Genomic DNA, 26,115 nt, shown 5'->3' with positions numbered 1-26,115 from the left:
GGCACCGTTGATGCACCGTTCGACCCCTTTTTAATAGCCGCCGAAGCGGCTTTTGAAACATCTCCTTGCCTGCGGAACATGGCAAAAAGAGGAAGGCAGAATTGGTGGCAACACACCAACGCGAAATAGGGTTAACAGTTCCTTATCAGATTCTACCCCCGCAGGCCAAGTGCCGAAACGACCTTTTGGTCGTACCCGTAGAGGTCATCGACAAGTTTCAACTCGCCGCCCTCGTCCACATAGGCGGTGAAATAGGCAATGTGGACGGGGATCTTCTGCTTCAGGTCGATGCGTTGCTCGCGCCCGCCGACCATGCTTTCCACGCGATTCGCCGTCCAGCCGTTTTCAGCGCCCATGACGGTCTCCGCGAAGTTGTAAGGATTATCCACGCGAACGCAACCATGACTGAAGGCGCGCTTGTCCTTGGCGAACAGGCTGCGTGTCGAAGTGTCGTGCAGGTAGACCGAAAAATTGTTTGGAAACATGAACTTGATGTGGCCGAGCGCATTGTCCTCGCCCGGCGGCTGGCGCACCTGCATCTGGCCGTCGCGATAGGTCACCACGAAGCCGTGGCGGGCCAGGTAATCGGGATCCTCCGCCAGCTTGGGCAGATATTCCTTCTTGATGATCGACTGGGGCACGTTCCAGGACGGGTTCATCACCACGAAATCCATGGTGTCGGAAAACAGCGGCGTCGGCGTGTTCGGCTTGCCGACGACCACCTTCGATTCCAGGACGGGCACGCCGTTCCTGATCACGCGGACCTTGTATTCCGGCACGTTCACCAGCACGTAGGAATCGCCCATGTCGTGCGGCAGCCAGCGCCAGCGCTCCATATTGGCGACGATCTCGCTCTCGATATTGATTCGCGGGGTGCGCAGCGCGCTGTTCAGCGCCGCCACGGTCGCAGGGCCGAGCGTGCCGCTGGCCTTGAGGTTGCGCTGCGCCTGGAAGTCGCGCACCGCCTTCTGCAGCGCCTCGTCATAGACGGCGCCGTCGCCGTCGCTGGCGGTCAGCCCGAGGCGGGTGCGCAGCACCGCCACGCGGGTGTCGCTCATGCCGACCCTGAGCGTCGGGCCGGGCGGCACCAGCGGCGGCGCGGTCCGGGCCGTCGCGGCATTGGCGGCGCGCACCTCGGCGAGCTTGCGCTTCAGCGCCAGATATTGCGGGGCGACCGGATTGTAGCCTTCGAGCACGGCGACGGGATCGGCGGCGATGGCGACCGAAGCCAGCGCGGCGACGGCCTCCGGCATGTTGACGGCGGGCACGATGTCGCGGCCGATCTGGCGGGTGTCCACCCGCCCGCTCGAAGCCTGCCGGATATAGGTCAGGATGGCGGAGGCGATGGCGACCTCCGTCTGCGCCTGGCCGTCGGCGCCGGCCGAGGCCAAGATGTCGAGGCCCCCGACATGGAAGGCCGCAGCGTCGAGGCCGTCATCGCCGGCACGGCTCATGCGCTCGACCAGCGCCTTGGCGACCGGCGTCAGGGCGCCGTCGACCACCCAGAGCGGCGCATGATTGCGCAGGCCGTAGAAATCGCTGATCGCCTGCGCGTCCTGGCCGTGCCGGGCCACGAGGTCTTCGAGCCGGGCGGCGAGGCTGGCGGCGACGGCCGCGGCGTCCTGCGGCGCGCGGACCGACGGCGGTGTTTCCACCGGCTCGGCGGCGGCCGCGGGAGGCGTGCTCTGCACGGCCGGCGCGGGCTGCTGCACGGCCGGCATCGGCCCCGGCTCCGGGCCGGACGGCGCGGCCGGCATGGTCGAGGCCAGAGCGGGATCGGCGGCATGGGCGGGGGACGCCGCCGCCGACGGCTCCTGTGCCAGCGCCGGCAGCGGCACCGGCACGTCGCCGACCGGCGCGGGCGCCAGCGAGGAGGTGGAGACGGGGCCGGGATCCGGCTGCGGATCGGCGGACAGCGCCGCCCGTTCGCCCCGGGGCGAGGCGGCGGCCGGTTCCGTCTGTGGGCTCGCCGGCGCGTAGGCGTGTTCCTGCTCGGCCGGGCTCAGTGCCGGCACGTCGATGGCGGAAGGCTCGAGGCCGCTCCCGGCCAGGGCCGGGACGGTGAACGCACCCAGGGCCAGGGCCAGAGCAACCGAAGCCAGCAAGTTAGCGCGGCAATTCATTTTATCCCTCAATCATGACGCCGAAGGTAAGGCGCCACCTTTCCATCAATCGGATTGTGAACGCGACAATGCCAGTTTCAATACAAAATCCGGTGTGCGAACGATCACGCCGCCCGGTGGGCATCGGGGAAGACTTCGGGTCTCACGCCGATCGCCGCTTCGTCAAGGCCCAATTCCTTCAGCTTGCGGTAAAGGGTCGAGCGCCCGATGCCGAGCTTGCGGGCGACCTCCGTCATCTGGCCGCGATGGTGCCGGATGGCGAATTTCAGCATGTCGGCCTCCAGGGAGGCCATGGTCCGCACGTCGCCCCGCGCGTCGAGCATCGCCATGGTATGGGGATCGCGCACCGTGACGATCTCCCGCAGGGGCTGCCCGGTGATCATCGCCGGGCCGGCATGGACGGGCCTGGGCGGCAGCAGCGGCGCGGAGGGGATGCGCACGTCGAAGCCCTCCACGCGCGCCGCGATCTGCGGGAACTCGGCCACCCCGACCTCGTCGCCCTCCGCCAGGATCACCGCCCGGAACACCGCATTTTCCAGCTGGCGGACATTGCCGGGCCAGTCATAGGCCGCCAGCATCGCCAGCGCCTCGGCCGAGATGGAGCGGACGCGCCGGCCCTCCTCGACCGAGAATCGCGCCAGGAAATGCCGCGCGAGCTCGCCGACGTCGTCCCGCCGCAGCCGCAGCGGCGGCAGCATGATGGGAAAGACGTGCAGGCGGTAATAGAGATCCTCGCGGAACAGGCCGGCCTTGACCCGCTCGATGAGGTTGCAGCTGGTCGAGGAGATCAGCCGGAACTCGGTGCGCACCGGCCGGCGCGCCCCGACCGGCCCGACCTCGCCGCTGCGCAGCGCCTCGACGATCCTGGCCTGGAGGTCCAGCGGCAGTTCGCCGATGTCTTCCAGGAATAGCGTGCCGCCATGCGCCTCGGCGAACTTGCCCACCTGCCTGTCCGGCGCGCCGGCGACGCTGTTCTTCTCATGGCCGAACAGGATCGCCTCGGCCGTCTCCTCGGGCAGCGCGGCGCAGTTGACGGCGACGAACGGGCGGCCCCGGCGCTCGCCGGTCCCGTGGATCGCCCGCGCCACGGTCTGCTTGCCGGTGCCGGCCTCGCCCTCGATCAGGACGGGAATGGCCGAGCCCGCCGCCCGCTCGCTGAGATGGGCCACGCGTTCCATCTCGGGGCTGCGCACGACCATGTCCCTGAAGCCGAGAAGGCCGGCCGAACGCTTCGCCAGCAGGCGGGCATCGCGCTCGAGCGCATGCATCCGCAAGGCGTTGCGGATCGATATCTGCAGTCTTTCGCCGCCCACCGGCTTGACCACGAAATCGGCCGCGCCCGCCCGCATGGCCGAGATCACCGCGTCGATCGAGCCATGCGCGGTCTGGACGATGACGGGCACCGCGATGCCCTTGGCCCGCAGGCGGCCCAGCACGCCCATGCCGTCTAGATCGGGCATGACGAGATCGAGGATGACGAGGTCGATCCGGCCCGCCTCGATTTCGCGCAGCGCCGCCTCGCCGCCGTCGGCGAGCCGCGCATGGTAGCCGAAGCGCCGCACCATCGCTTCGAGGAGCCGGCGCTGCACCGGATCATCATCGGCAATCAGAACAGTCGAACCCATCAATCCCCCGCCGAATTCCTGCAATGCCCAAATCTTGCAATCTACGAATTCCGCGCGCTTGCCCTGGCCGGTCCGAAGCTCCGACCAGGGCAAGCCCGCCTCGGGGCCGCGCCCCGATGTGCCGTTTCGGATCATCTAGGAGCAGAAGCGTGAAGGACTGCTTAACGACGTTCGACGAAAATCCGATTGCGCCGCCCCGGTTGAATCGGGCGCCGGCAACAGCGATATGAGACGCAGCGACACGCCCCTCGGGCCCTGCCTGCGCAGGGCCGCCACCATGCCCGACAGGAGTTTCCATGGACAGCAAGACCGCCGCCGGCCCCGCCCCCCGCGATTCGACGGGAACCGACGAGCTCGGCCGCCTGCCGGAATGGAATCTCGGCGATCTCTATGCCGGCATCGATTCGCCGGAGGTGGCCGCGGACCTCGAAAAGGGCCTCGCCGACTGCATCGCCTTCGAGGAGGCCCACAAGGGTAGGCTCGCCGCGCTGCTCGGCCGGCCCGACGGGGCATCGCTCTTCGCCGCCGTCGTCCGCGACTATGAGGCGATCGAGGACCGGCTCGGCCGCATCGCCTCCTTCGCCGGCCTCGTCTATGCCGGCGACACCACCGACGCCGCCCGCGCCAAATTCTACGGCGACGTGCAGGACAGGCTGACCACCGCCTCCTCCCATCTCCTCTTCTTCACGCTGGAGCTCAACCGCATCGACGACGCGGTGCTGGCGCAGGCCGTCGCCGACCCTGCCCTCGCGCATTGGAAGCCGTGGTTCGACGATATCCGCTACGAAAAGCCCCACCAGCTCGAGGACCGCATCGAGCAATTGTTCCACGACAAGTCCGTCACCGGCCGCGGCGCCTGGAACCGCCTGTTCGACGAGACGATATCGGGGCTGCGCTTCAAGGTCGACAGCCAGGAACTGACGCTGGAGCCGACCCTGAACCTCCTTCAGGACCAGTCCGCCGCCAAGCGCGAGGCGGCGGCCCATGCCCTCGCCCGCACCTTCAAGGACAATCTGCGCCTCTTCACCCTGATCACCAACACCCTCGCCAAGGACAAGGAGATCTCGGACCGCTGGCGCTCCTTCGCGGACGTCGCGGATTCGCGCCACCTCGCCAACCGCGTCGAGCGCGAGGTGGTGGACGCCCTGGTCTCCGCCGTGCAGGAGGCCTATCCCAGGCTTTCGCACCGCTATTACCGCCTGAAGGCCAAATGGTTCGGGCTCGACCGGCTCAACCATTGGGACCGCAACGCGCCGCTGCCCAAGGTCGAGACGCCGCCCATCCGCTGGGAGGAGGCCAAGGCGACGGTGCTCGACGCCTATGCCGGCTTCTCGCCGCGCATGGCCGGCATCGCCGGCCGGTTCTTCGACCGCAACTGGATCGATGCGCCGATCCGCCCCGGCAAGGCGCCGGGCGCCTTCGCCCACCCGACCGTTCCCTCCGCCCATCCCTATGTGCTGCTCAACTACCAGGGCAAGCCGCGCGACGTGATGACGCTCGCCCACGAACTCGGCCACGGCGTGCACCAGGTGCTCGCCGCCCCCAACGGGCCGCTGATGGCGCCGACGCCGCTGACCCTGGCCGAGACCGCATCGGTCTTCGGCGAGATGCTCACCTTCCGCGCGCTGCTGGCGAGGGCGCAGACGCCCCAGCAGAGGAAGGCCATGCTCGCCGCCAAGGTGGAGGACATGATCAACACGGTGGTCAGGCAGATCGCGTTCTACGCCTTCGAGCGCAAGGTGCATCTGGGGCGCCGGGAAGGCGAGCTCACCAGCGAGCAGATCAACGAGATGTGGCTTTCGGTGCAGGCGGAGAGCCTCGGCCCCGCCATCCATATCGGCCCGGGCTACGAGACCTTCTGGGCCTATATCCCGCATTTCATCCACTCGCCCTTCTACGTCTACGCCTATGCCTTCGGCGACTGCCTGGTGAACTCGCTCTACGGCGTCTACGAGAAGGCGCATGAGGGCTTCGCCGAGCGCTACCTCGCCATGCTGGCGGCGGGCGGCACCAAGCACCACTCGGAGCTGCTCGCGCCCTTCGGCCTCGACGCCCGCGATCCCGCCTTCTGGCAGATCGGGCTCGGCATGATCGAAGGCATGATCGCCGAACTGGAGACGATGGAGTAAGGGTCTCGCGGCCGGGCGCCGTCAGCGACAGAGCAGATGGCACCCCGTCGCCACCAGAAGCAGCCAGGAGACGCCGTCCCATTCGGTGAGAGAACCGGCAGGAGGACGCCGCCCGCCGCTCAGCGCCAGCAGGACCTGAATGAAGGCGAAGAAGGCGAGCAGGACCGAAAAGGTGGGCATGAAGCCCTTCGGGCTCGAAGCCGCCATGATTGCGGCGATCGTCAGTTGCCCGATGAAAATATGAACGGTGACCCTGGAGACGAGGTCCAGCCTTGGGGATGATGAGGTCTTCATTGCAATATCAAGAAAAACATCCGCAAATGCAGATACACTCTGGATCTTCAGTCCTGGTTATGTCTGCGGAACCATAAATTTTACTTTAGAACAGAACGAAGATAACCAATCGATACTGCATTCTACGACCATCTCGGCCGCTTTTCAAATAAAGATCGTATAGTATTTTTACCCCTTCCTCGTCAGAAAAGTATAAAGATCCCCCCTTGGAAGCCCGGATATCCTGCCGACACCGTCGCCGAGGCGCCTGCCACGACGGCATCAGCCGACATCCTGAAACGCAATGGAGTATCATAATACAGGCAAGGACTTGACCTTGCCGCGCCATGGCCTGAACCTCTCGTTCAAATGAGGGGGGCCTCAATGAAAATCGTGATTCGCCGCCTTTGTGCGGCTTTCGTCATGGGCTCGATCCTTGCCGGTCCCGCCTTGGCCGCGCCCGGCGCCACCTGCAAGCAGGCAACCGAAATCGCCGCCTTCGCCGACGTGCTGCTGGCGCGTCCGCATTACCCGCCGCTGCCCGACAAGCGCATCCACGATCCCGAGATCGCCTATGCCAAGATCAAATATGGCGGCCTCGACCGTGCCGCAGCCCATGCGCTGCTCAATACACTGCCCGCACCGCGCCTCGCAGACGCCAACAGTTCCCTCGAACTCTATCTGGTGACGGTCGAGACCGCCGGCGGGCGGCTGAAGATGCTCGAACCACAAGTCCATGTCAGCATCAAAAGCTTCCTTCTGCAGAGCGTCGGTTACCTCCGTGCGGTCGCTCTGGACGGCAATCTCGCGTCTCTCGTCGCAGCGGCCAGGCGCGATCCCGAAATGATCGAGCAGCCCAAATTGATGACGACATTCTTCGGCATCGCCCTTTCGGGCACCGACGATCCCACGAAGGCAAAGCTGGCCGCGCAACTGGAACAAATGGGCCTTTCCGAGATCTCCGCTACGGTGCTTGCATCCGAAGACGATATTCAGCCTTGGCTCCGTTATGTCCGGGACCACCCTCAGTCATATCCGCCCACCCATCGTCTCGCCTATTGGTTCGCCAATGACGGAGGGCCGGAACTTCGCAGACTGGGTTTCAACGGTCTCTCGGCGCCTCTGTCCCTGGGCATCGCCGACAAGGACATTCTGGACATGATGGCTGTCGAGGAGAATTTGTCCTATCCTCTCGGCCTATGGTTCCGGCGGGTCGCCAGCCTGGAGTATATCGGTGCTGAACCGCTTCTTGCCCTTTTCCAGCAAATCGAGGAAGGAGAAGTCGCCGCAGACGATACCGACGCGGTCGTCGTGGCCTTCCTCGCCAATCTCGACGCCACGATAGGGCGACGGAAGCGAGACGACCTGCTGGAGAAAGCCGGCCTGTTCGATCTCCACCTCCTGTCGCAGGATGCGGATCAATTCCCTTTGCCCGGGTATTTCGACACGGCGCTGGCCCGTCAGGCCCTGCTGCCCTATTTGACCGGCCGAATCCGGACACCCCCTCCGCGACCCGACATGATGAGCGTCTATTTTCCTTGGGAGCAGTGGCTCGCGGCAGCACAGCGGATCCGCGACCATCAGCGCCCCGGCGGTGACGTCTACATTGCCGCCGAACTGCTGCAGCTCTCCGGGCGCGGCCTCGAAAGCGCCGCGCTGCTGCTGCCGCTCGCCCGCGCCGGGAAGGACCTTCCCTATCTTACGGCTCACACGACAAAGATGCTGGCATCGCTCATGCGGGCCTGCGGCGAAGAAAGCATGGGATTGGACACGATCACCCCGCTCTACCGCTTCGACGCGCACTGATCTCCCTCAGTCGCAGCGCAGCAGCGAGGGCGGCGTGCCGACATCCTCGGCGAGCGGCGCGAAGCGGCCGGTCTCGGGATCGCGGACGAGCAGCAGGCCGGTGGCGACGCCGAAATAGGCGCCGTGGAGCTGCAGCTCGCCGGCGCTGACGCGGCGCCGGACGCTGCCGAACGTCATGAGGTTGGCGAGGCTCTGCTCGATCGCCGCGAGATTGAGGCGCATCATGTAGTTGTCCGAGGGATTGTCGCCGGGATCGTCGAGCGTGTCGGCCGCGGGCGCGATGATCGACATCCACTTGCCGATGAAGTCGCCCGAGGACAGGGGCGCGCTCTTCTGCGCGAAGGAGCGGATGCCGCCGCAGCTGGCATGGCCCATCACCACGATATGCCGGACCTTGAGCGCCTCCACCGCGAACTCCAGCGCCGCGCTGGTGCCGTGGAACTGGCCGTTGGTCTCGTAGGGCGGCACGATGTTGGCGACGTTGCGCACCACGAAGATCTCGCCGGGGCCGGCGTCGAAGATCACCTCGGGCGACACGCGCGAATCGCAGCAGCCGATGATCAGGATCTCGGGGTTCTGGCCGCTCTCGGCGAGCACCTCGTAGCGCTGGCGCTCGCGGGAGAAACGGTCGCCGAGGAAGGATTTGTAGCCGGCGACGAGCCTATCCGGGATCATGCGTGTGTCCTAGGGTGAGACATCCTCGTGTTCCTCATGCAGGAACGGCATACAGGCGGTGTATTTGCAGAAAATGGCGCAGCCTTCCTTCTCCCGAGCGGGAGGAGGTGCCCCGAAGGGCGGATGAGGGGCTGAGATTTGACGATTCGAGCGCCCCATCGCGTTCTCTTCGCCCAGGTTTGAACCCTCATCCCCCGGCCGGGACCTTCTCCCTTCCGGGAGAAGGCAATCGATCCGGCCGATCGGCGCCAGCAACCTCAGGCGGCCAGCCGGCGCAGCACGAATTGCAGGATGCCGCCGTTCTTGAAGTAGTCGAGCTCGTCCAGCGTATCGATGCGGCACAACAGCGGCACCTTCGTCACCGTGCCGTCGGCCGACGTGATCTCGGCCTCGATGGTGGCGCGCGGCCGGATGGTCTCGATGCCCTCGATGGTCACGGTCTCGTCGCCCTTGAGGCCGAGCGTCTGCCAGGAGGTGCCCTCCGCGAAGGTGAAGGGCACGACGCCCATGCCGACCAGGTTCGAACGGTGGATGCGCTCGAAGGACTGGGCGACCACCGCGCGCACGCCGAGCAGCTTGGTGCCCTTGGCCGCCCAGTCGCGCGAGGAGCCCGTGCCGTATTCCTTGCCGGCCAGGACGACCAGCGGCACGCCTTCCGCCTTGTAGCGCATGGCGACGTCGTAGATCGGCGCCTGCTGCCCGTCCGGATAATGGATGGAGAAGCCGCCTTCGACCCCCGGCAGCATCTGGTTCTTGATGCGGATATTGGCGAAGGTGCCGCGCATCATCACCTCGTGATTGCCGCGCCGCGTGCCGTACTGGTTGAAGTCGACCGGCCGCACCTGGTGGTCGCGCAGATATTCGCCCGCCGGGCTCGCCGCCTTGATCGACCCGGCCGGCGAGATGTGGTCCGTGGTGATCGAATCGAGGAACAGGCCGAGGATATGCGCATCGTGGATGTCGGAAGGCGCCTCCGGCGTCTTGCTCATGCCGGTGAAGTAGGGCGGGTTCTGCACATAGGTCGACGCCGGATCCCAGGCATAGGTCTCGCCGGTCGGGATCGCGATCGCCTGCCAATTGGCATCGCCCTTGAACACGTCGGCATATTTCTCCTGGAACAGGCCCTTGGTGACATATTGGTCGATCACCGCCTGCACCTCCGCCGGGCTCGGCCAGACGTCGGTCAGGAACACGGGCCGGCCGTCGCTGCCGGTGCCGAGCGGCTCCAGCGTGAGGTCGACCTGCAGCGAGCCGGCCAGGGCATAGGCCACCACCAGCGGCGGCGAGGCCAGGTAGTTGGCCTTCACGTCGGGATTGACGCGGCCCTCGAAATTGCGGTTGCCGGACAGCACGGCCGCGGCGACCACGTCGCCCTTGTTGACCGCCTCCGAGACCGCCTCCGGCAGCGGCCCGGAATTGCCGATGCAGGTGGTGCAGCCGAAGCCGACGAGATTGAAGCCGAGCGCATCGAGATCGGCCTGCAGGCCGGACTTGGTGAGATAGGCCTCCACCACCTGCGAGCCCGGCGCGAGCGAGGTCTTGACCCAGGGCTTGGAGGTCAGCCCCTTGGCGTGGGCCTTGCGGGCGAGCAGCCCGGCGGCGACCAGCACCGACGGGTTGGAGGTGTTGGTGCAGGAGGTGATGGCCGCGATCGTCACCGCGCCGTGCTGGATGGCGTAGTCCGTGCCCGCCACGGCCACGCTCTTGTCCGCTTCGCCCGTCTTCTTGAACTCCGTCTCCAGGGCGGCGAGGAAGCCCGCCTTGGCGTCGGACAGCAGCACCCGGTCCTGCGGGCGCTTGGGCCCGGCGAGCGAGGGCAGCACGGTGGAGAGGTCGAGTTCCAGCGTGTCGGTGAACAGCGGGTCGAAGCTGCCCGCCGTGCGGAACATGCCCTGCTCCTTGGCATAGGCCTCGACCAGGGCGATGCGGTCGGCCTGGCGGCCGGACTTGTCGAGATAGCGCAGCGTCTCCGCATCGACGGGGAAGAAGCCGCAGGTCGCGCCATATTCCGGCGCCATGTTGCCGATCGTCGCCTTGTCCTCCAGCGTCATGGCGTCGAGGCCGTGACCGAAGAATTCGACGAACTTGCCGACGACGCCGCGCTTGCGCAGCATCTGGGTGACGGTGAGGACGAGGTCGGTGGCGGTGACGCCGGCCTGCAGCTTGCCGGTGAGGCGGAAGCCGACGACCTCGGGGATCAGCATCGAGATCGGCTGGCCAAGCATCGCCGCCTCCGCTTCGATGCCGCCGACGCCCCAGCCGAGCACGCCGAGGCCGTTGATCATCGTGGTATGGCTGTCGGTGCCGACGAGCGTATCGGGATAGGCGACTTCGCTGCCATCCTCCTCGGGGCCGGTCCACACCGTCTGGGCGAGATATTCCAGGTTGACCTGATGGCAGATGCCGGTGCCCGGCGGCACCACGCGGAAATTCGAGAAGGCCGACTGGCCCCATTTCAGGAAGCGGTAGCGCTCCTGGTTCTGCTCATATTCGCGGGCGACGTTCTTGCCGAACGCTTCCTTGTTGCCGAAATAGTCGACGACGACCGAATGATCGATGACGAGGTCGACCGGCACCAGCGGGTTGATGCGGGCCGGATCGCCGCCCAGCGCCCGCATCGCGTCGCGCATGGCGGCGAGGTCGACCACGGCCGGCACGCCCGTGAAGTCCTGCATCAGCACGCGGGCGGGACGGAAGGCGATCTCCCGTTCGGCCTTGCCGCGGTTGAGCAGGAAGGCGGCGATCGCCTCGATGTCGCCCTTGGAGACGCTGCGCCCGTCTTCGAAGCGCAGCAGGTTCTCGAGCAATACCTTCATGGAAACAGGCAAAGCGGAAATGCCCGGGAGGCCGTTGGCCTCCGCCGCCTTCAGCGAATAATAGGTATAGGTCTTCGCGCCCACAGTAAGGGTCTGGCGGGCCTTGAAGCTGTCGATAGAAGCCATGGCGGGTTCCCTGAGAAAGACCGGACGATAGTCCCAAGCCTATGAGACGTCACCCGAATTCGCGCTCGCGAGGAAGAGGGGGAGCGTGATGTTCCGTGTATATAGAAGGATTCCAGGAAAGCCGCTACTGCCCTCCGGGCAATTTGCCGCGCCTGCGTGCGCCCGGGCCCGACGGCCCCGCGTAAACCGATCATTAACGCTACCCGCTCATTCCGGTGCGGATTCACCCCTGGGGCGCCGATCCCCGCAACCGGCCACGAGCCTGGCACGTTGGTGCCGTATTCAGCGGCTAGACCGGATTCGCCAACACGAACGGAGGATCCGCAGGGGATACGAGGGCGACAGCCCGGTCACCGCCGTTGGGCGACAGGCGCGCACGAGCGCCAGGAGAATATCGATAGAATGCCGGTCGAGGTTATCATGCAGCAATTTGGCTCCGTCTTCCGATCATTGCGTACCGAATTCAGGCATGCCTGGTTTCCGACCATGCTCATCTGCGGCATGGTCATCTTTCACGACATGGTGACGGGCATCCGCCATGGCGGCCTGACCGTCGCCTTCCTGATCGCGGGACTGATGCTGGGCCGCCACGCCCTGTTCGGGCCCGAATCCCCGCTCGCCAATTGGCGCCATAGCCTGATCTATGCGGCCGCCATCCTGGCGGCGACGCTGATCTCCCTCAGCCTGCTGGACTGGCTGAAGACGTAGCGCCGACGGCGCCGGGTTCCAAGAGTGCCTGTTCCAAAGGTGCCGGGTTCGGCCGATGTCCCGCAGGCGAGGAAAAGCGTTCGCCATGCCGGACCTGTCCCGGGGCCCGGAGCAAATTCAACCGATGTCTCGACACGTTTTCCTGGGGGCCGCCGGCGACCATAAAGTGGCCGCGCGGCGAATCGCGGAAAAGACGGGCGCGCTATTTCTTCCGGCGCAGGCGCACGATGACGTCGACCCGCGCGACCTCATAGCCCTCCGGCACGTCGGGCATTTCAGCCATGCCGATCTCGCCGGGAATGTCGAGCACCTCATTGTCGCCTTCGACGAAATAATGATGATGCTCGTGCACATTGGTGTCGAAATAGGTCTTGGACCCGTCGACCGCGAATTCGCGCAGCAGGCCGACTTCCGTGAACTGATGCAGCGTGTTGTAGACGGTGGCGAGCGACACCGGCACGCGCGCCTTGGAGGCCTCGTCGTGCAGGATTTCGGCGGTGATGTGCCGGTCCCCCTTCTGGAAGAGGAGCCAGCCCAGCGCCAGGCGCTGGCGCGTCGGGCGCAGGCCGACGTCGCGCAGCATGCTGCGCACGTCATGGAACGGGCAGCCGGTACGCTGGTGGTCCCGCGACGACATTTCGGCGGAGCGATCGAAACGGATCAGGGTTTGCATCGGCATCGTGGTTCTACAGCTTTTCTCGGCGGATATAGTAGGCAACCTGCAGAGCGGGCGCAATCATCATGACGGTCTGCGGCAAAGAAACGCCCCGGGAGCGCTAGCCGCCCCGCAGGGCGGTCAGGATCTTGAGGCCCGGATGGCCGGTCACGGCGAGGCCAAGCCTACGCTGCATGTCCTTGACGGCCAGCACCGTCTTGGCGCCGATCGCGCCGTCGGCCGGGCCGACGTCATAGCCCCGCCGCGTCAGCAGGGCCTGCAATTCCCGGCGCTGGGCCCGCGACAGGCCCGGATCGTCCGTCGGCCAGGGCGTGGCGAAAGGCCCGCCGCCGCGGATCCGGTCCGACAGATGGGCGATGGCCAGCGCGTAGGATTCGGCTGCGTTGTAGGAATAGATCGCGTCGAAATTGCGGAAGACCACGAAGGCCGGCCCGCTGGCGCCGGCGGGAAGCAGGATCGCCGCGCGGGCATTGTCGGCCGGCAGCGGCGAGCCGTCGACCCGCCTGACGCCCATGGCCGCCCAGGCCGCAAGCGGGCGCTTGCGGCCGCGCCCGGCCAGGCCCGGGCGGAAGCCGGACGGCAGACGCACTTCGTAGCCCCAGCGGCTGCCCGGAACCCAGCCGGCCTTGGCGAGATAGTTCGCCGTCGAGGCGAGGGCATCGGGCACGGAATCGACGATGTCCCGCCGGCCGTCGCCATCGCCGTCGACGGCGCTGCGCAGGAAGGTCGACGGCATGAACTGGGTGTTGCCGAAAGCACCGGCCCACGAGCCCATGAGATGGGCGGGATCGACGTCCCGGCGCTGGATGATCTTCAGCGCATTGATGAACTCGCCCTGGAAATAGGCGTGGCGGCGCCCGCCATAGCAGGAGAGCGTGGCGAGCGACTGCACCAGCGGATAGGAGCCCTGGTTCTCGCCGAAATTCGATTCCACCCCCCAGACCGCGACCACCACCGCCGGATCGACGCCGTAGCGCCGCTGGACGTTGCCGAGCACCGCGCCCCATTTGGCCAGCATGCGCCGGCCGTCGGCGATGCGCTGGGCGTCGACGAGGCCGGCCATGTAATCCCAGATCGGCGTCCTGAACTCCGGCTGCTTGTTCATCAGGTCGATGATCGTCATGTCCGGCTGCAGCCCGCTGGTGCTGCGTTCGAAGACGGCGGGGCTCACGCCGGCGGCCACGGCGCGACTGCCGATCGCCGCGAGGCAGGACTGGAACGAGGCTGCCGCTGCGGGCGGGGCAGAGCAGGCGAGCATGGCCAGGACGAGGGCGATCGAGGGTTTCATGCCTCGATCATGAATCATCAAGGTAAATGAAAGATGGCGAAACCCGAGCCGAAACGCGGCGCGGCGGCCGATCGGCACGCAAAGCGTGTAAAAGGGGGAGTCAGGCACCGGCGACGGCCGCGGCCGGCCTCCGCACGCCGTTCACCGGTTCTCGCCGGGCACCCAGAGAATGTCGCCGCCCCCCCTGTGGTTGAGTACGCGGCTGGCGACGAAGAGGTGGTCCGACAGCCGGTTGATATAGCGCAGCGCCTCGGGCGAGACGATCTCGCCCGCCCGCTGCGACAGGGCCACCATGCAGCGCTCGGCGCGCCGGGCGGTGGTACGGGCGAGGTGGAGGGCGGCGGCGCAGGGCGTGCCGCCGGGCAGCACAAAGGACTTCAGCGCCGGCAGGCTGGCATTCATCGCGTCGATTTCCTGCTCGAGCCGGTCGGACTGCGCCTGCGCGATGCGCAGGGCCGTCCAGGTGATCGGCTTCTCCCCGCCTTCCGGCGTGCACAGGTCGGCGCCGAGATCGAAAAGGTCATTCTGGATGCGGGCCAGCATGGCATCGATGGCCGGCTCCTCGCCGGCGCTGTGGAGACGGGCGAGCCCGATGGCCGCATTGGCCTCGTCCACCGCGCCATAGGCTTCCACGCGCAGGTCCGCCTTGGAGCGGCGCTCGCCGGTGCCGAGCCCGGTCGTGCCGTCGTCACCCGTGCGGGTGTAGATCTGATTCAGGCGAACCATGCTGCGATTGCTGCCACCGTTGGGAAATTCAAATCGGAATCCCGCCGGCATGCAGCCGGACGGGACGGAAGGGGCTGGGAAGACCATCCCGTCGTCATGGCGACGTTCCGGCCCATCGGTCCCCAGCCCCGCCGCTGCGCGGCTTGCCGGGATGGCCGAAGAACACAGGGCCGCAGGTTTCAAACGGGCCGTCAGAACTTGTAGCCGACGCGCACGCCGTAATTGGTCAGGCCGCGATTGCGGTCGCACAGGCCCGCATTCGAATTGTGCTCGATCGTGCCCATCAGGCGCCAATGATCGGTGATGTTGAATCCGAGCGTGGCGGATTCCCGGAACAGGGCCACGCACCCGACCGCGTTGCGGTCCGGCGTGCCGTCATCCTTGCCGTTGTTGAGGCTGCCGCCGAACGAACCTTCGATGAAGGCCCAGCTCGTCACATTGTACTGCCAGGTCGCGCCCGCATAGATCGTGCTGGTGCCGCCGTGGAAATTGACGGTGGTGCCGACATGCGGGCGGGGCATCCACCACTCGTCCGCCGTTCCCCAGGGTTTGGCGAACAGGATCTCGGCATTGAGATCCGGGCCTCGGTTCTTTTCCGGGCTGATCAGGTCATGCAGGAAGCCGCCGAGGCGGACTTCGTCGATGAACGGATCCGTGGGCGAGGCGATGGCGCCGTTGTAGTCGGCGGCAATTGCAGGAGAGGCCATTATGAGCCCCAGTAAAACACAAAAAGAAAATCGCTTCATTTTCGATTCATCCTCATGAATGGGACGATAGCAGAAGACCATGGCGAGCCAAGCCCCAACTTGGACACAAAGCAGTCAGGAAATGAAATTTTGCCCTAGAGGCATATCGGCAACACACGCCCGGCCCCGCACCGTGACGAGCCCGAATCAGGGGCAGGGCGGCGCAGGCTTTGGGTGTGCAAATTGCGGTTGATATTCAACAGCCCTCGTGTCCGTCATCCCCGGCGAGCGGAAGCAGATCCCGTTGCCCAAAAGGGCTTGCTTGAGATCAAATTTTGGGGGGGACATCAGGACCGTCGGATTACTGAAGCTTCCCCGGCTTGCCGGGACACCGTTCCGTCTTCATGGATCGTGTCCCAATGCGCTGGTGATCGTTGGGAACGCCGTTCGGCGGTATGATGCTGATAACGGCATTGCCGAGATTTTCGAGGTGAGGGCGCGCCCATGCCGTGATCTCGGTGGCGGGGCAACTGCATGCGTTCGATAAAGTCGAGAAGTATCTTTTTACCCTGGTCAATGCTGGCTTTGTGTACCTTGTCCGCGTCGTCGGCGATCGCAATGATGACACGGTTGCTTCTGGCAGCGCCTTGCTTGATCGCATCCGACGTGACGCGGTTCTTCGCGTCCTGAACCTGACGCCGCGCTTCATTCATCAAAACTGAAAGAGCTGCATCGATATCTCTTTTGGCAGGTTCCTCGAACATTAGAGACACCGCACAAGCTTTCTCTGCGTCGGATTCATATAGGCGATAATACGGACCAAGGGAGTTGATTTCGAAAACCGTGCCGCGTTACTTCGGCGCCCATTCAAGGCTGGTGAGGTCGCGCGCACCGTCGACGATCCGGACAATCTGCACGCCGTCTTCCATCACTCGATAAAATGCGATCCATCGGTCGACAACGAGCGATCTGGCATCTTCGGCAATTTCCGGACGGGCAGGCCCGAGCCGGGGATGATCTTCCAGTAGTCGGCAGGTCTCCTCGATGCGGTCATACACCCGATCGGCGGCAAGGGGATTCTGGTTCGCGATATAAACCCAGATATTCAGAAGGTCTTCGCGGGCGCGGCGCGTAAAACGAACGTTGCTCACGCGCTCACGCTTTCGGTGCGTCAAGCCGCGCGCGCGCTTCCTTCTTTAGGCTGGCGAAGTCCAGCTCGCCGGCGTCGCCGCTGTCGATGCCTTGTTTCCAGGCCTGGCGCAGAAATTCCAGCTTTTCGGATTCCTGCTGTTCCAGTTTTTCCATCAGCCGTAGAGCCTCGCGAACGACTTCGCTGGATGAGCTGTAGCGCCCGGTCGAGACCTTGGCCTTGACGAACTCCGCGAGCTGATCGGTGAGGGACACGTTCATATTCATGGGTACCTCCAAGGCTCCATTATGAACGGAATGCCTAAAAATAGCAATCTTAGGCATCGTGTGGTGCATGGCGGGCGAATCCTCCCCGCTTCTTCAACCGACGTCATCCAGTGAATCCGCCATGCTCTGCCAGAGCGCGGCATCGCGCGCGCCATGGAGAACCCGGACAATCACAAGCTCATATTCGTTATGCAGATAGTAAAGGGCGCAATTGCCGGAAAAACTCACGCGCAGGCCGGGGGCAAAATTTTCGCGCGCCGGCGCGGCGAGAGGAAGATGACGCAGCGGCTCACAATCTGCTTGATGCGATCAATCAGGCGCGTCGCTGTCACCTCGGATGCTTCGCCGGCGACGTAGAACCAGATTTCAGCAAGGTCGGCCTCCGCCGCGTCGGTCAGACGGAGGGCGAGCGGGCGGCCAATAGCTTCCTCCCTCGTTCGACAATGCGTGCGGAGTCGAAGTCCTTGACGCGGCCTGCCGCAACGTCGGCAAGGCCCGCATCGATATCGGCCTTCAAAGCCGCCAATTCCTCAATCTGCAGCGCGCGCTTGGTTTTCCAGTCGCGCAACGCGGCGCGTACGACCTCGCTTGTGGAAGCGTAATCGCCAGCATCGACAGCGCTCTTCACCACGGCCGCCATCTCGGCAGGCATCGGTATGGTCATGCGTTCGATGTCACCCACGGCGAACTCCTCTCGAAACGTGAAGCGCATACTTCATCATACTTTGTAGGCAAATGCCCAGCTTTTGGCTGAAAGCCGTTTCGCCCGGTCTGAGCCGCACCCTCCCCCTTTTGCGGGTGTCGAGGGTGTCGAAACACAGGATACGGCGAAACTTGAAGCCGGCATCATGCGAGGGGATCCATGCGGCAGGTGGCTTCCTCGCCCATGGATCCCTCTTTCCCCCGCCGCTGCGCGGCTCGCCTGACAGGACGGAGCGTTACCGGGCAGTCCTCCCACCCGTCTCGCCCAGGCTTTGCCGACCTCAATTCGGAGCCCGGGGCGCAGGCCGGCGGCATTGACGGCGCGGACCGGCAATCGTAGTGAGTACACATCATTGTGGATGCAGCCCGTGACCAGGACCGATCGCCTCGCATGGATCGAGGCGTATGAAAATATCGGAAGCGTCGGCGCCGTCTGCGCGCGTTTCGGCATCTCCCAGCCGACCTTCCGCAAATGGCTGCGACGCTACCGGGAGCAGGGTCCGGCCGGTCTCGACGAGCCGAGCCGGCGGCCGGCTTCCTCGCCCAACCGCAAGGTGTTCGAGCGCGAGGAGACGCTGATCCTCGATCTCCGGCGCCGGCACGGTCATGGCATCCACCGGATCAGGCGCGAATTGGAGAGTCAGGGCATCGCGCTGTCCACCGATACCATCCTCAAGGTGCTCAGGCGCGCCGGCGAGCCGCCGCTTCGCCCCTCGCGCGCCCCGGCCGGCCTGACCCCTCCTGCGCCCGCGCCGAGGGCGGAACCGCCGCCGGCCCCGCGCGGCGTTCCCAACGACCAGCTCGCCGAGGCCATCGCGCGCCTGATCACCGACGGCCGCTTCCGGCCGGGCCAGAAGCTCAGCGAGGCCGCGCTCGGCGACCTGCTGGGCGCCGGTCGCGCCGCCGTTCGCACGGCCCTCCACAAGCTCGAGCCCGGCGGCCTCGTGGTGCTCCAGCGCAATCGCGGCGCTTTCGTCAACAATCCCTCGATGTCGGAGGTCGAGCAGGCCTATGCCGCCCGCCGGCTGATCGAAGGCGAGGTGGTGGCCGATGTCTGCCGGCATTGCACCGCCCATGACGTCCGGCTGCTGCGCCGGCACGTCGAGCAGCAGGCGGAAGCGGAGAAAGCGGGCGACCGCGGATCGCTGATCCGGCTATTGACCGAATTCCACTCGCTGGTGGCGTCGCTGGGGGAAAGCCGCGTGCTCGAGGACTTCGTCCGGACGCTGTCGGTGAAGACGTCGCTGGCGGTTCTCCTCTACGACCATGTCGGCTCGTCCTGCGCGATCGAGGAGCACGCCAGGCTGATCGACCTCATCGCCGCCGGAGACGAGGCGGGCGCGCGGCGTCTGATCGAGCAGCACCTCACCACCAATCAGGGCCGCCTGCCCAAACCGGATCCCGCCGGCATCGAAACGGCCGGCGGCCGGCCGGCCTGACGCCGTCGCCCTGCCCGCCGGCTATTTATGCGCGAAATAGATCGCGGCCATGATCACCACCACGGCGACGGCCTGCAATATCACGCGCCATTGCATCAGCCGCTGCGAGCGCCATCCGTCGCCGCCCTTCATCATGTTGTGCAGGCCCATGCCCAGCACGACGGCGACGGCAAGAATGGCGAAGGGTACCAGGATGTAGAAGAAGGAAGCCATGCCCGGACTTTAAGCCCTGGCGCCGGTGGCGTCGAGCCCGAATCGGGATCGGCGAGCGTTCTCCCGGACGGGCGTCGCGCCACCCCGCGGGGCGCGGGGGACGAGGCCGCGGGGCCGTCCTATTCCTCGCCTTCCTCGTCCGCTTCCCCATCCTCGCCGTTGCGCACATCGCGGCTGTAGACGAGGATCTCGCGTTTGCCGGCATGGTTCGACGGGCCGACGATGCCTTCCTTCTCCATGCGCTCGACGAGCGAGGCCGCGCGGTTGTAGCCGATCTGCAGGCGGCGCTGGATGTAGGAGGTCGAGCATTTCTTGTCGCGCAGCACGACCTTGACCGCCTGGTCGTAGACGTCGCCGCCGTCCTCCGCGCCGAAGGCGCCCTTGTCGAACACGGCGCCACCGTCGCCCTCCTCCTCGCCCGCCTCGTCGTCCTCCGCCGTGATGGCGTCGAGATAATCGGGCCGGCCCTGCGCCTTGAGATGGGCGACGACCTTCTCGACCTCCTCGTCGGAGACGAAGGGGCCGTGCACGCGCGATATGCGCCCGCCGCCGGCCATGTGCAGCATGTCGCCCTGGCCGAGGAGCTGCTCGGCCCCCTGCTCGCCCAGGATGGTGCGGCTGTCGATCTTCGTCGTCAGCTGGAAGGAGATGCGGGTGGGGAAATTGGCCTTGATCGTGCCGGTGATGACGTCGACCGAGGGGCGCTGCGTCGCCATGATCAGATGGATGCCGGCGGCGCGCGCCATCTGCGCCAGGCGCTGGATCGGCCCTTCGACATTCTTGCCTTCCTGGATCATCAGGTCGGCCATCTCGTCGACGATGATGACGATGTAGGGCACCGGCGTCAGATCCATCTCCTCCTGCTCGTAGAGGGCCTGGCCGGTCTCCTTGTCGAAGCCGGTCTGCACCGTGCGCAGCACCTTGTCGCCCTTGGCCTTCGCCTCGGCGGCGCGCTGGTTGAAGCCGTCGATGTTGCGCACACCGAGCTTGGCCATCTTCTTGTAGCGCTCCTCCATCTCGCGTACCGCCCATTTGAGGGCGAGCACCACCTTCTTCATGTCGGTGACGACGGGGGAGAGCAGATGCGGGATGCCGTCATAGACCGACAGTTCCAGCATCTTCGGATCCACCATGATCATGCGGCATTCCTCCGGCTTGAGCCGGTAGAGCAGCGACAGGATCATGGTGTTGATGGCCACCGACTTGCCCGAGCCGGTGGTGCCGGCGACGAGCAGATGCGGCATCTTCTCGAGCTGGACCATCACCGGCTCGCCGCCGATGTTCTTGCCGAGCGCCATGGTGAGCTTGAACTTCGACTTCTCGAAATCCTCCGAGCCGATCATCTCGCGGAAATAGACGGTCTCGCGCTTGGCGTTGGGCAATTCGATGCCGATGACGTTGCGGCCCGGTACCACGGCGACGCGGGCCGAGATCGCCGACATCGAGCGGGCGATGTCGTCGGCGAGGCCGATGACCCGCGAGGACTTGATGCCCGGCGCGGGCTCCAGCTCATACAGCGTGACGACCGGCCCGGGACGCACATTGATGATCTCGCCGCGCACGCCGAAATCCTCCAGCACGCCTTCGAGCAGCCGCGCATTCTGCTCGAGCGCATCCTGGGAGACGGTGGCGCCGACCGTGCGCCGCGGCTCGGCCAGCAGGGCGAGGGGCGGCAGTTCGTAGCGGTGCTCGAAGGGGAAGTCGGGCTCGCTCTCGCGCACGATGCGCCGGCCCTGCTTGGGCGGCGTCGGCGGGGGAACGACCCGCGCCGTGGCGCGCGGCGGGTCGATGTCGCGCGCCGCCGCCTCGGCCATGCTGACGAGCGGGCGCGTCGGCCGCGCCCGCGGCGGGGGCGCCGGCGCCTCCTCGTCGTCGTAATCGTCGTCCGCGGGAATGCCGCCATAGGGCGCCGACGGCACGCGCCCGAGGTCCTCCTCGCCGTCCAGCGATATCGCCTCGTTCGGCCGGCGCGCATCGGGGCGCGGTGCGGTCCGCGGCGTGAAGGCCGGCTCCCGGCGGGAGGCCTGCGCTTCCCCCGGCCGCGCGACGAGATGGGCCGCCGTCTTCACCCGGGCGAGGAGATCGCTGATGCCGCCCGGCCTGTCGCCGGCCTGGCCGTAGCGCTCGGGGCCGGGCTTGACGCGCTTGCGCAGCAGCGTGTGCTTGAGGCTGAGCGCCCAGTGCATCACCGCCCCCAGCAGCGGCACCGAGCGCTCGTCGTCCTCGTCCTCGTCGCGCGGGCGGCGCGGCTCGCCGCGCATCCGCATCGGCATGTCGGGCGCCGGACGCTCGATCTCGCGGGAATGGAAGAAGAAGCCCGACGCGACGGCGAGCGTCAGGAAGGCGCCGATGCCGAGCATGACGGTCAGCAGCCCCTGCCCGATCGGCGAATGATGCACGAAGAGCATGAAGGCGGGAATGCCGAAGGCCCAGTCGCCGGCGACCCCGCCGAGCCCCGTCGGCAGCGGCCAGTGCATCGTCACCGGAAAGCCGGAGGCGAAGCCGGCGGCGAGCAGGATGCCGGATCCCAGGCAGATCAGCCGCATCCGCTGCGCGTCGACCGATTTGTGGGCGAGAAGCCGCCACCCCCAGAAGGCCGCCGGCGTCAGGATCGCGATGGAGGCGACGCCGAAGATCTGCATCAGGAAATCCGCCGCGGCGGCGCCGCCGAAGCCGAGCCAGTTGCGCACCGGGCCGGTCGCGCCGGCATGGTTGAAGCTCGGATCCTGCACCGACCAGGTTGCGAGGGCGAGGCCGGCGAGGGCCGCGACGCCGATGAGAACGATGCCGAGGAGTTCGTTGAGCCGGCGCGCGAGCATGCCCTTCACCTCGTCGGGAAGCGCATAGTTTTGGGAAAAACTGCGTCGCATGGTCCGCATTGCCGGTCGCCTCGATCATAGGATGCGGCAGACCGGATCACGTGCCAGAATATGGGAACGCAACACCGACAGCCCGTCCAGCAAGCTAGACCTCAGGCGTTAAGGGGCGGTTTATGGTGAAGGGCGCCGATCGGTGCCGGCGGCTGCCGCCGGCGGGTCGATGGCGACGAGCCGGCGCCGCAGGTCGTCCACCAGCCATTGGCTGGCCCGGCCCAGCCTCTGCCCGCGCTGGCGCACGACGTGGAGGCCGAGGGCCATGCCGGCGCTCTGCTCGAGTCTGAGCCGCTTCAGCCTGCCCGCCTGGATATGCGGTTCGACCAGATGCAGCGGCATGTGGCACCAGCCGAACCCGGCGAGCAGGTATTCCAGCCGGGTGGCGAGGTCGATGAAGCGCCACAGCCGGGCCGAGAAGATGCCGCCGCTGGCGCGCTGCGAAAGCGGCGTGCGTTCGGTGAGGACGAGCTGCGTCTGCTCCTCGACGAAGCCGCGGGCGACCGGCTCGGGCTGCGATGCCATCGGGTGGTCCGCGGCGACCACCGGCACCATCAGGACGTCGGTCAGTTTTTCCGCATGGAGGTCGGCGGCGGCGGCCGACAGCAGGCCGTAGATCGCCAGCCGCGCCACGCCGTCGCGCAGCCTCTGTTCCGGGCCGCCGAGGCCCTCGGTGAGCAGGGTCACCGGCAGGAGCGGGAAGGCCCGCTGCAGCGCGCGCAGGCTCTCCATCAGCACGGCGTTGGGAAAGAGCGGATCGACGGCGAGGGTGAGGTCCGGCTCGTCGCCGCCCGCGATCGTGGCGGCATGGGCCCTGAGCCCGTTGGCCCGGCCGACGACCTGCCGCGCCTCGGCGAGGATGGCCGATCCCGCTTCGGTGAGGACGGGCCTGCGTCCGGAACGGTCGAACAGCGCGAGGTCGAGCGCCTCCTCCAGCCCCTGCACGGCCTGGCTCACCCCCGACTGGACGCGGCCGAGCCGGCGCGCGGCCGCCGAAAAGCTGCCCTCCTCCGCCACGGCGATCAGGATCCGCAGCTGGTCCAGCGTCAGCGTATCGAGCATCCATCACCTCCACCGATGGAATATATCACCATTTGGCCGATTGAAGTGATGAATGGGGGACGCGATATCGGTATCGACGTTCGACGGAACGCATCGGACACCCCTGTCGGCGACGGCGCCGACCCTATCGGAGACGCATCATGCGCGCGGAAACAATCGGCGGCGGCGCTACGGGCCCCGCGACCCCATCGAGGCTCGAGCCCGCCGCGCTCGACCGGATCTTCCACAAGGGACGCACCTACAACGCCTTTCTCGACCGGCCCGTGCCGGACGCCCTGCTGCACGAGGCGGTCGAACTCGCGGTCCAGGGGCCGACGGCCCTCAACAGCCTGCCGCTTCGGGTCGTCTTCCTGCGCAGCGCCGCGGCCAAGGCGCGGCTGGAACCGGCGCTGGCGGAGGGCAACCGCGCCAAGACCATGGCGGCGCCGGTCACCGCCATCCTCGCCTACGACCTGAAATTCTACGACCACCTGCCCCGGCTGTTCCCGCATGTCGACGCGCGCGCCAGGTTCGCCGGCAGCGAGGCGGCCGCGACGGCGACGGCGCGCACCAGCGGCACCCTGCAGGCGGGCTACTTCATCCTGGCCTTGCGCTCGCTCGGCCTCGATGCCGGGCCGATGGGCGGCTTCGACAACGCCAAGGTCGACGCCGAGTTCTTTGCCGACGGGCGCTTCAGGTCCAACATCCTCGTCAATATCGGCTATGGCAATCCGGAGGGGCTGCACCCGCGCGGTCCCCGCTTCGCGCCGCAGGAGATCGCCGAGATCCTGTGATTCGCCGTCCGGCGGGCCGGCGACCCCGAGCGGATCGCCCTTCCGCCGCCGGCATCGCCTCCCGGGCCCGCCGCGCGCAGGGCGGGTTCGGACGGCCGCCCCGCCAAAGGCCGCCCCCGGGCTCGAAACCCGGCCTTTCCGCGCCCATTCGCGGGCGTCGGCGCGTTTTTTCCCGAAGAGATCGGGCTTGGCATCGGTTTTGCTTATGTTCGGCGTGACGGACCTTTGCTAGAATGATCTTGCCGGCACGCGATCTTGCATCGGCATCGATCCGGGCGCGCCATGATCATCCCGCTCTACGACGACAACCCGCACCGACGCATTTCGCAGGCCTATGTCAACTGGCTGCTGATCGCCGCCAACGTCGTCGTCTTCCTGTTCTTCCAATCGGGCTATGTGCCCGGCACCTATGTCGCGGACACCGCCGGCTTCACCTATTCCTACGGCATGATTCCGGTGGTGCTGTTCGAGAAGATGAACCTGCCGCCGGAATATCTGCGCATCCCCGAATGGCTGACGCCCGTCAGTTCGTCCTTCGTCCACGGCTCGTGGATGCACCTGGCCGGCAACATGCTGTTCCTGTGGGTGTTCGGCGACAATGTCGAGGACGACCTCGGCCATGTGCGCTATCTCTTCTTCTATCTCGCCTGCGCCGTGCTGGCCGCCATGGCGCATGCGCTGGCGCTGCCCAATTCGACCAGCCCGCTGATCGGCGCCTCCGGGGCGGTGTCCGGCGTGGTGGCGGCCTATGTGCTGCTGCATCCGCGCGTCAAGATCTGGGTGCTGGTGCTGTTCCGCATCCCGCTCAAGCTGCCGGCCTATTGGGCCATCGGCGCCTGGATCGTGTTCCAGGCCTTCAACGCCTTCATCGCGCCGAGCACCGACGACATCGCCTGGTTCGCCCATGTCGGCGGGCTGATCGCCGGTGCCATCCTCGTGCTGCCGCTCAAGAGCGCGGATGCCCGCCTCTTCGACCGCAAGCCCCGGCCGCCCTCCTTCGACGGCAACGGGTCGTCCAGCCAGGGCTGATGCACGTTCCGCGCGTGTGTCGCGTTGACACAAAAAGCTGCGGCCATTAGCTGAAACACGTCATCGAGTTGTTGCGATGGCGGCCTGGCCGCGACGCGACTTGTCGGTTCACCGATAGCGGGCGAGGCGTGAGATCTTTATGCCGTCGACCGATATCGCTCATATGCCTTCCGGCCCGCCTTCTGGAGAAGCCCCATGAAAGTGCTCGTGCCCGTCAAGCGGGTCGTCGATTACAATGTGAAGATCCGCGTCAAGGGTGATGGATCCGGCGTCGATCTGACCAACGTCAAGATGTCGATGAACCCCTTCGACGAGATCGGCGTCGAGGAAGCGCTGCGCCTCAGGGAAGCCGGCAAGGCGACGGAAGTCGTCGTCGTCTCGATCGGCCCGGCGCAGGCCGCCGAAACGCTGCGCTCGGGCCTGGCGATGGGCGCCGACCGCGGCATCCTGGTCAAGACCGACGCCATGGTCGAGCCGCTCGCCGTCGCCAAGATCCTCAAGGCCCTGGTGGCCAAGGAAGCGCCGGGCCTGGTCATTCTCGGCAAGCAGGCCATCGACGACGACATGAACGCCACCGGGCAGATGCTCGCGGCGCTGCTCGGCTGGCCGCAGGGCACCTTCGCCTCCAAGCTCGAATTCGACGGCGGCAAGCTCGACGTGACCCGCGAGGTCGACGGCGGCCTGCAGACGGTGACGCTCGACCTGCCGGCGATCGTCACCACGGACCTGCGCCTCAACGAGCCGCGCTACGCCTCGCTGCCCAACATCATGAAGGCGAAGAAGAAGCCGATCGACGAGACGTCGCCCGAAGCGCTCGGCGTCGACATCGCGCCGCGCCTCGCCGTGCTCAAGACGGTGGAGCCCGCCGCCCGCCAGGCCGGCAAGAAGGTCGCCTCGGTGGCCGAGCTGGTCGACAAGCTCAAGAACGAAGCCGGCGTGCTCTGAGAGAAGCGA

23 protein-coding genes are annotated in these 26,115 nt (G+C 66.4%); 7 read left to right on the top strand and 16 right to left on the bottom strand.

Annotation, left to right across the window (positions count from 1 at the left end):
- Positions 1 to 152: 152 nt before the first annotated feature.
- Both J3R73_RS31265 and J3R73_RS31260 read right to left on the bottom strand, forming a co-directional pair.
- Positions 153 to 2,123 carry a L,D-transpeptidase family protein gene (locus tag J3R73_RS31265; RefSeq protein ID WP_307436835.1) on the bottom strand — a complete coding sequence of 657 codons (1,971 nt, stop codon included), beginning with the start codon at positions 2,121 to 2,123 and terminating at the stop codon, positions 153 to 155.
- A 104-nt stretch (positions 2,124 to 2,227) separates the two neighbouring features.
- Positions 2,228 to 3,748 carry a sigma-54-dependent transcriptional regulator gene (locus J3R73_RS31260; RefSeq protein ID WP_307436832.1) on the bottom strand — a complete coding sequence of 507 codons (1,521 nt, stop codon included), beginning with the start codon at positions 3,746 to 3,748 and terminating at the stop codon, positions 2,228 to 2,230.
- A 296-nt stretch (positions 3,749 to 4,044) separates the two neighbouring features.
- On the opposite strand from J3R73_RS31260, the gene J3R73_RS31255 reads away from it, so the two are divergent.
- Positions 4,045 to 5,877: a M3 family oligoendopeptidase gene (locus J3R73_RS31255; protein ID WP_307436830.1), complete on the top strand. Its 1,833-nt coding sequence runs from the start codon at positions 4,045 to 4,047 to the stop codon at positions 5,875 to 5,877.
- Positions 5,878 to 5,898: 21 nt separating this feature from the next.
- Here the strand turns inward: J3R73_RS31255 and J3R73_RS31250 are convergent, their stop codons facing one another.
- On the bottom strand, positions 5,899 to 6,171 hold the full coding sequence (locus J3R73_RS31250) for a hypothetical protein (RefSeq protein ID WP_307436828.1): 273 nt from the start codon (positions 6,169 to 6,171) through the stop codon (positions 5,899 to 5,901).
- A gap of 363 nt (positions 6,172 to 6,534) precedes the next feature.
- Between J3R73_RS31250 and J3R73_RS31245 the strand changes: the two genes are divergently transcribed.
- Positions 6,535 to 7,956 (top strand): hypothetical protein, encoded by a 1,422-nt coding sequence (locus J3R73_RS31245; RefSeq protein ID WP_307436826.1) that lies wholly within the window; start codon positions 6,535 to 6,537, stop codon positions 7,954 to 7,956.
- A 6-nt stretch (positions 7,957 to 7,962) separates the two neighbouring features.
- On the opposite strand, the gene J3R73_RS31240 is transcribed toward J3R73_RS31245, so the two are convergent.
- Together J3R73_RS31240 and acnA are read right to left on the bottom strand one after the other, a co-directional pair.
- On the bottom strand, positions 7,963 to 8,631 hold the full coding sequence (locus J3R73_RS31240) for a carbonic anhydrase (RefSeq protein ID WP_307436823.1): 669 nt from the start codon (positions 8,629 to 8,631) through the stop codon (positions 7,963 to 7,965).
- Positions 8,632 to 8,888: 257 nt separating this feature from the next.
- Positions 8,889 to 11,573: an aconitate hydratase AcnA gene (acnA, locus tag J3R73_RS31235; protein WP_307436822.1), complete on the bottom strand. Its 2,685-nt coding sequence runs from the start codon at positions 11,571 to 11,573 to the stop codon at positions 8,889 to 8,891.
- A 402-nt stretch (positions 11,574 to 11,975) separates the two neighbouring features.
- On the opposite strand from acnA, the gene J3R73_RS31230 reads away from it, so the two are divergent.
- Entirely contained in the window at positions 11,976 to 12,281 is a 306-nt protein-coding gene (locus tag J3R73_RS31230) for a hypothetical protein (RefSeq protein ID WP_307436820.1), read from the top strand.
- A 202-nt stretch (positions 12,282 to 12,483) separates the two neighbouring features.
- Here J3R73_RS31230 and irrA read toward each other — a convergent pair whose 3' ends face one another.
- The 8 genes from irrA to J3R73_RS31190 all read right to left on the bottom strand — a co-directional run bounded on the left by irrA (position 12,484) and on the right by J3R73_RS31190 (position 17,755).
- The gene (irrA, locus tag J3R73_RS31225; RefSeq protein WP_307437842.1) at positions 12,484 to 12,954 is read right to left on the bottom strand and encodes an iron response transcriptional regulator IrrA; all 471 of its coding nucleotides are present in this window, start codon (positions 12,952 to 12,954) and stop codon (positions 12,484 to 12,486) included.
- Positions 12,955 to 13,057: 103 nt separating this feature from the next.
- Complete coding sequence (locus tag J3R73_RS31220) at positions 13,058 to 14,245, bottom strand: lytic murein transglycosylase (protein ID WP_307436817.1); 1,188 nt, start codon at positions 14,243 to 14,245, stop codon at positions 13,058 to 13,060.
- A 141-nt stretch (positions 14,246 to 14,386) separates the two neighbouring features.
- Positions 14,387 to 14,971 carry a cob(I)yrinic acid a,c-diamide adenosyltransferase gene (locus tag J3R73_RS31215; protein WP_307436813.1) on the bottom strand — a complete coding sequence of 195 codons (585 nt, stop codon included), beginning with the start codon at positions 14,969 to 14,971 and terminating at the stop codon, positions 14,387 to 14,389.
- 191 nt (positions 14,972 to 15,162) lie between these two features.
- Positions 15,163 to 15,678, bottom strand: coding sequence for an acyloxyacyl hydrolase (locus J3R73_RS31210; protein ID WP_307436810.1), 516 nt, complete (start codon positions 15,676 to 15,678; stop codon positions 15,163 to 15,165).
- 326 nt (positions 15,679 to 16,004) lie between these two features.
- Positions 16,005 to 16,421 (bottom strand): hypothetical protein, encoded by a 417-nt coding sequence (locus tag J3R73_RS31205; RefSeq protein ID WP_307436807.1) that lies wholly within the window; start codon positions 16,419 to 16,421, stop codon positions 16,005 to 16,007.
- Positions 16,422 to 16,508: 87 nt separating this feature from the next.
- On the bottom strand, positions 16,509 to 16,808 hold the full coding sequence (locus J3R73_RS31200; protein ID WP_307436804.1) for a type II toxin-antitoxin system RelE/ParE family toxin: 300 nt from the start codon (positions 16,806 to 16,808) through the stop codon (positions 16,509 to 16,511).
- A 4-nt stretch (positions 16,809 to 16,812) separates the two neighbouring features.
- On the bottom strand, positions 16,813 to 17,073 hold the full coding sequence (locus tag J3R73_RS31195) for a type II toxin-antitoxin system ParD family antitoxin (RefSeq protein ID WP_307436801.1): 261 nt from the start codon (positions 17,071 to 17,073) through the stop codon (positions 16,813 to 16,815).
- Between the two features lie 394 nt (positions 17,074 to 17,467).
- Positions 17,468 to 17,755, bottom strand: a complete 288-nt coding sequence (locus tag J3R73_RS31190) for a ribbon-helix-helix domain-containing protein (protein WP_307436798.1) — start codon at positions 17,753 to 17,755, stop codon at positions 17,468 to 17,470.
- Positions 17,756 to 18,143: 388 nt separating this feature from the next.
- Between J3R73_RS31190 and J3R73_RS31185 the strand changes: the two genes are divergently transcribed.
- A complete protein-coding gene (locus tag J3R73_RS31185; RefSeq protein ID WP_307436795.1) occupies positions 18,144 to 19,214 on the top strand; it encodes an FCD domain-containing protein in 1,071 nt (356 codons plus the stop codon).
- Positions 19,215 to 19,235: 21 nt separating this feature from the next.
- Here the strand turns inward: J3R73_RS31185 and J3R73_RS31180 are convergent, their stop codons facing one another.
- The 3 genes from J3R73_RS31180 to J3R73_RS31170 all read right to left on the bottom strand — a co-directional run bounded on the left by J3R73_RS31180 (position 19,236) and on the right by J3R73_RS31170 (position 23,359).
- Positions 19,236 to 19,427: a twin transmembrane helix small protein gene (locus tag J3R73_RS31180; RefSeq protein WP_307436791.1), complete on the bottom strand. Its 192-nt coding sequence runs from the start codon at positions 19,425 to 19,427 to the stop codon at positions 19,236 to 19,238.
- Positions 19,428 to 19,546: 119 nt separating this feature from the next.
- Positions 19,547 to 22,306: a DNA translocase FtsK gene (locus J3R73_RS31175; RefSeq protein ID WP_307436788.1), complete on the bottom strand. Its 2,760-nt coding sequence runs from the start codon at positions 22,304 to 22,306 to the stop codon at positions 19,547 to 19,549.
- A 111-nt stretch (positions 22,307 to 22,417) separates the two neighbouring features.
- Complete coding sequence (locus tag J3R73_RS31170; protein WP_307436785.1) at positions 22,418 to 23,359, bottom strand: LysR family transcriptional regulator; 942 nt, start codon at positions 23,357 to 23,359, stop codon at positions 22,418 to 22,420.
- Between the two features lie 140 nt (positions 23,360 to 23,499).
- Here J3R73_RS31170 and J3R73_RS31165 point away from each other — a divergent pair, with 140 nt between their 5' ends.
- From J3R73_RS31165 to J3R73_RS31155, 3 genes are all read left to right on the top strand, one after another.
- Positions 23,500 to 24,132, top strand: a complete 633-nt coding sequence (locus tag J3R73_RS31165) for a malonic semialdehyde reductase (RefSeq protein WP_307436782.1) — start codon at positions 23,500 to 23,502, stop codon at positions 24,130 to 24,132.
- Positions 24,133 to 24,414: 282 nt separating this feature from the next.
- Complete coding sequence (locus tag J3R73_RS31160) at positions 24,415 to 25,161, top strand: rhomboid family intramembrane serine protease (RefSeq protein WP_307436779.1); 747 nt, start codon at positions 24,415 to 24,417, stop codon at positions 25,159 to 25,161.
- A 195-nt stretch (positions 25,162 to 25,356) separates the two neighbouring features.
- A complete protein-coding gene (locus J3R73_RS31155) occupies positions 25,357 to 26,106 on the top strand; it encodes an electron transfer flavoprotein subunit beta/FixA family protein (protein WP_307436776.1) in 750 nt (249 codons plus the stop codon).
- Positions 26,107 to 26,115: the final 9 nt, after the last annotated feature.

This window comes from Labrys monachus, assembly GCF_030814655.1.
Classification (GTDB): domain Bacteria; phylum Pseudomonadota; class Alphaproteobacteria; order Rhizobiales; family Labraceae; genus Labrys; species Labrys monacha.
Note: the sequence above shows the minus strand (reverse complement) of the source record. Positions and strands in the feature narration are given on the sequence as shown.

Bases quoted from the DNA above. Each gene is read 5' to 3' on its own strand.
- J3R73_RS31265 (WP_307436835.1), bottom strand. From the start codon at position 2,123: ATGAATTGCCGCGCTAACTTGCTGGCTTCGGTTGCTCTGGCCCTGGCC.
- J3R73_RS31260 (WP_307436832.1), bottom strand. From the start codon at position 3,748: ATGGGTTCGACTGTTCTGATTGCCGATGATGATCCGGTGCAGCGCCGG.
- J3R73_RS31255 (WP_307436830.1), top strand. From the start codon at position 4,045: ATGGACAGCAAGACCGCCGCCGGCCCCGCCCCCCGCGATTCGACGGGA.
- J3R73_RS31250 (WP_307436828.1), bottom strand. From the start codon at position 6,171: ATGAAGACCTCATCATCCCCAAGGCTGGACCTCGTCTCCAGGGTCACC.
- J3R73_RS31245 (WP_307436826.1), top strand. From the start codon at position 6,535: ATGAAAATCGTGATTCGCCGCCTTTGTGCGGCTTTCGTCATGGGCTCG.
- J3R73_RS31240 (WP_307436823.1), bottom strand. From the start codon at position 8,631: ATGATCCCGGATAGGCTCGTCGCCGGCTACAAATCCTTCCTCGGCGAC.
- acnA (WP_307436822.1), bottom strand. From the start codon at position 11,573: ATGGCTTCTATCGACAGCTTCAAGGCCCGCCAGACCCTTACTGTGGGC.
- J3R73_RS31230 (WP_307436820.1), top strand. From the start codon at position 11,976: ATGCCGGTCGAGGTTATCATGCAGCAATTTGGCTCCGTCTTCCGATCA.
- irrA (WP_307437842.1), bottom strand. From the start codon at position 12,954: ATGCAAACCCTGATCCGTTTCGATCGCTCCGCCGAAATGTCGTCGCGG.
- J3R73_RS31220 (WP_307436817.1), bottom strand. From the start codon at position 14,245: ATGAAACCCTCGATCGCCCTCGTCCTGGCCATGCTCGCCTGCTCTGCC.
- J3R73_RS31215 (WP_307436813.1), bottom strand. From the start codon at position 14,971: ATGGTTCGCCTGAATCAGATCTACACCCGCACGGGTGACGACGGCACG.
- J3R73_RS31210 (WP_307436810.1), bottom strand. From the start codon at position 15,678: ATGGCCTCTCCTGCAATTGCCGCCGACTACAACGGCGCCATCGCCTCG.
- J3R73_RS31205 (WP_307436807.1), bottom strand. From the start codon at position 16,421: ATGTTCGAGGAACCTGCCAAAAGAGATATCGATGCAGCTCTTTCAGTT.
- J3R73_RS31195 (WP_307436801.1), bottom strand. From the start codon at position 17,073: ATGAATATGAACGTGTCCCTCACCGATCAGCTCGCGGAGTTCGTCAAG.
- J3R73_RS31180 (WP_307436791.1), bottom strand. From the start codon at position 19,427: ATGGCTTCCTTCTTCTACATCCTGGTACCCTTCGCCATTCTTGCCGTC.
- J3R73_RS31175 (WP_307436788.1), bottom strand. From the start codon at position 22,306: ATGCGGACCATGCGACGCAGTTTTTCCCAAAACTATGCGCTTCCCGAC.
- J3R73_RS31170 (WP_307436785.1), bottom strand. From the start codon at position 23,359: ATGCTCGATACGCTGACGCTGGACCAGCTGCGGATCCTGATCGCCGTG.
- J3R73_RS31165 (WP_307436782.1), top strand. From the start codon at position 23,500: ATGCGCGCGGAAACAATCGGCGGCGGCGCTACGGGCCCCGCGACCCCA.
- J3R73_RS31160 (WP_307436779.1), top strand. From the start codon at position 24,415: ATGATCATCCCGCTCTACGACGACAACCCGCACCGACGCATTTCGCAG.
- J3R73_RS31155 (WP_307436776.1), top strand. From the start codon at position 25,357: ATGAAAGTGCTCGTGCCCGTCAAGCGGGTCGTCGATTACAATGTGAAG.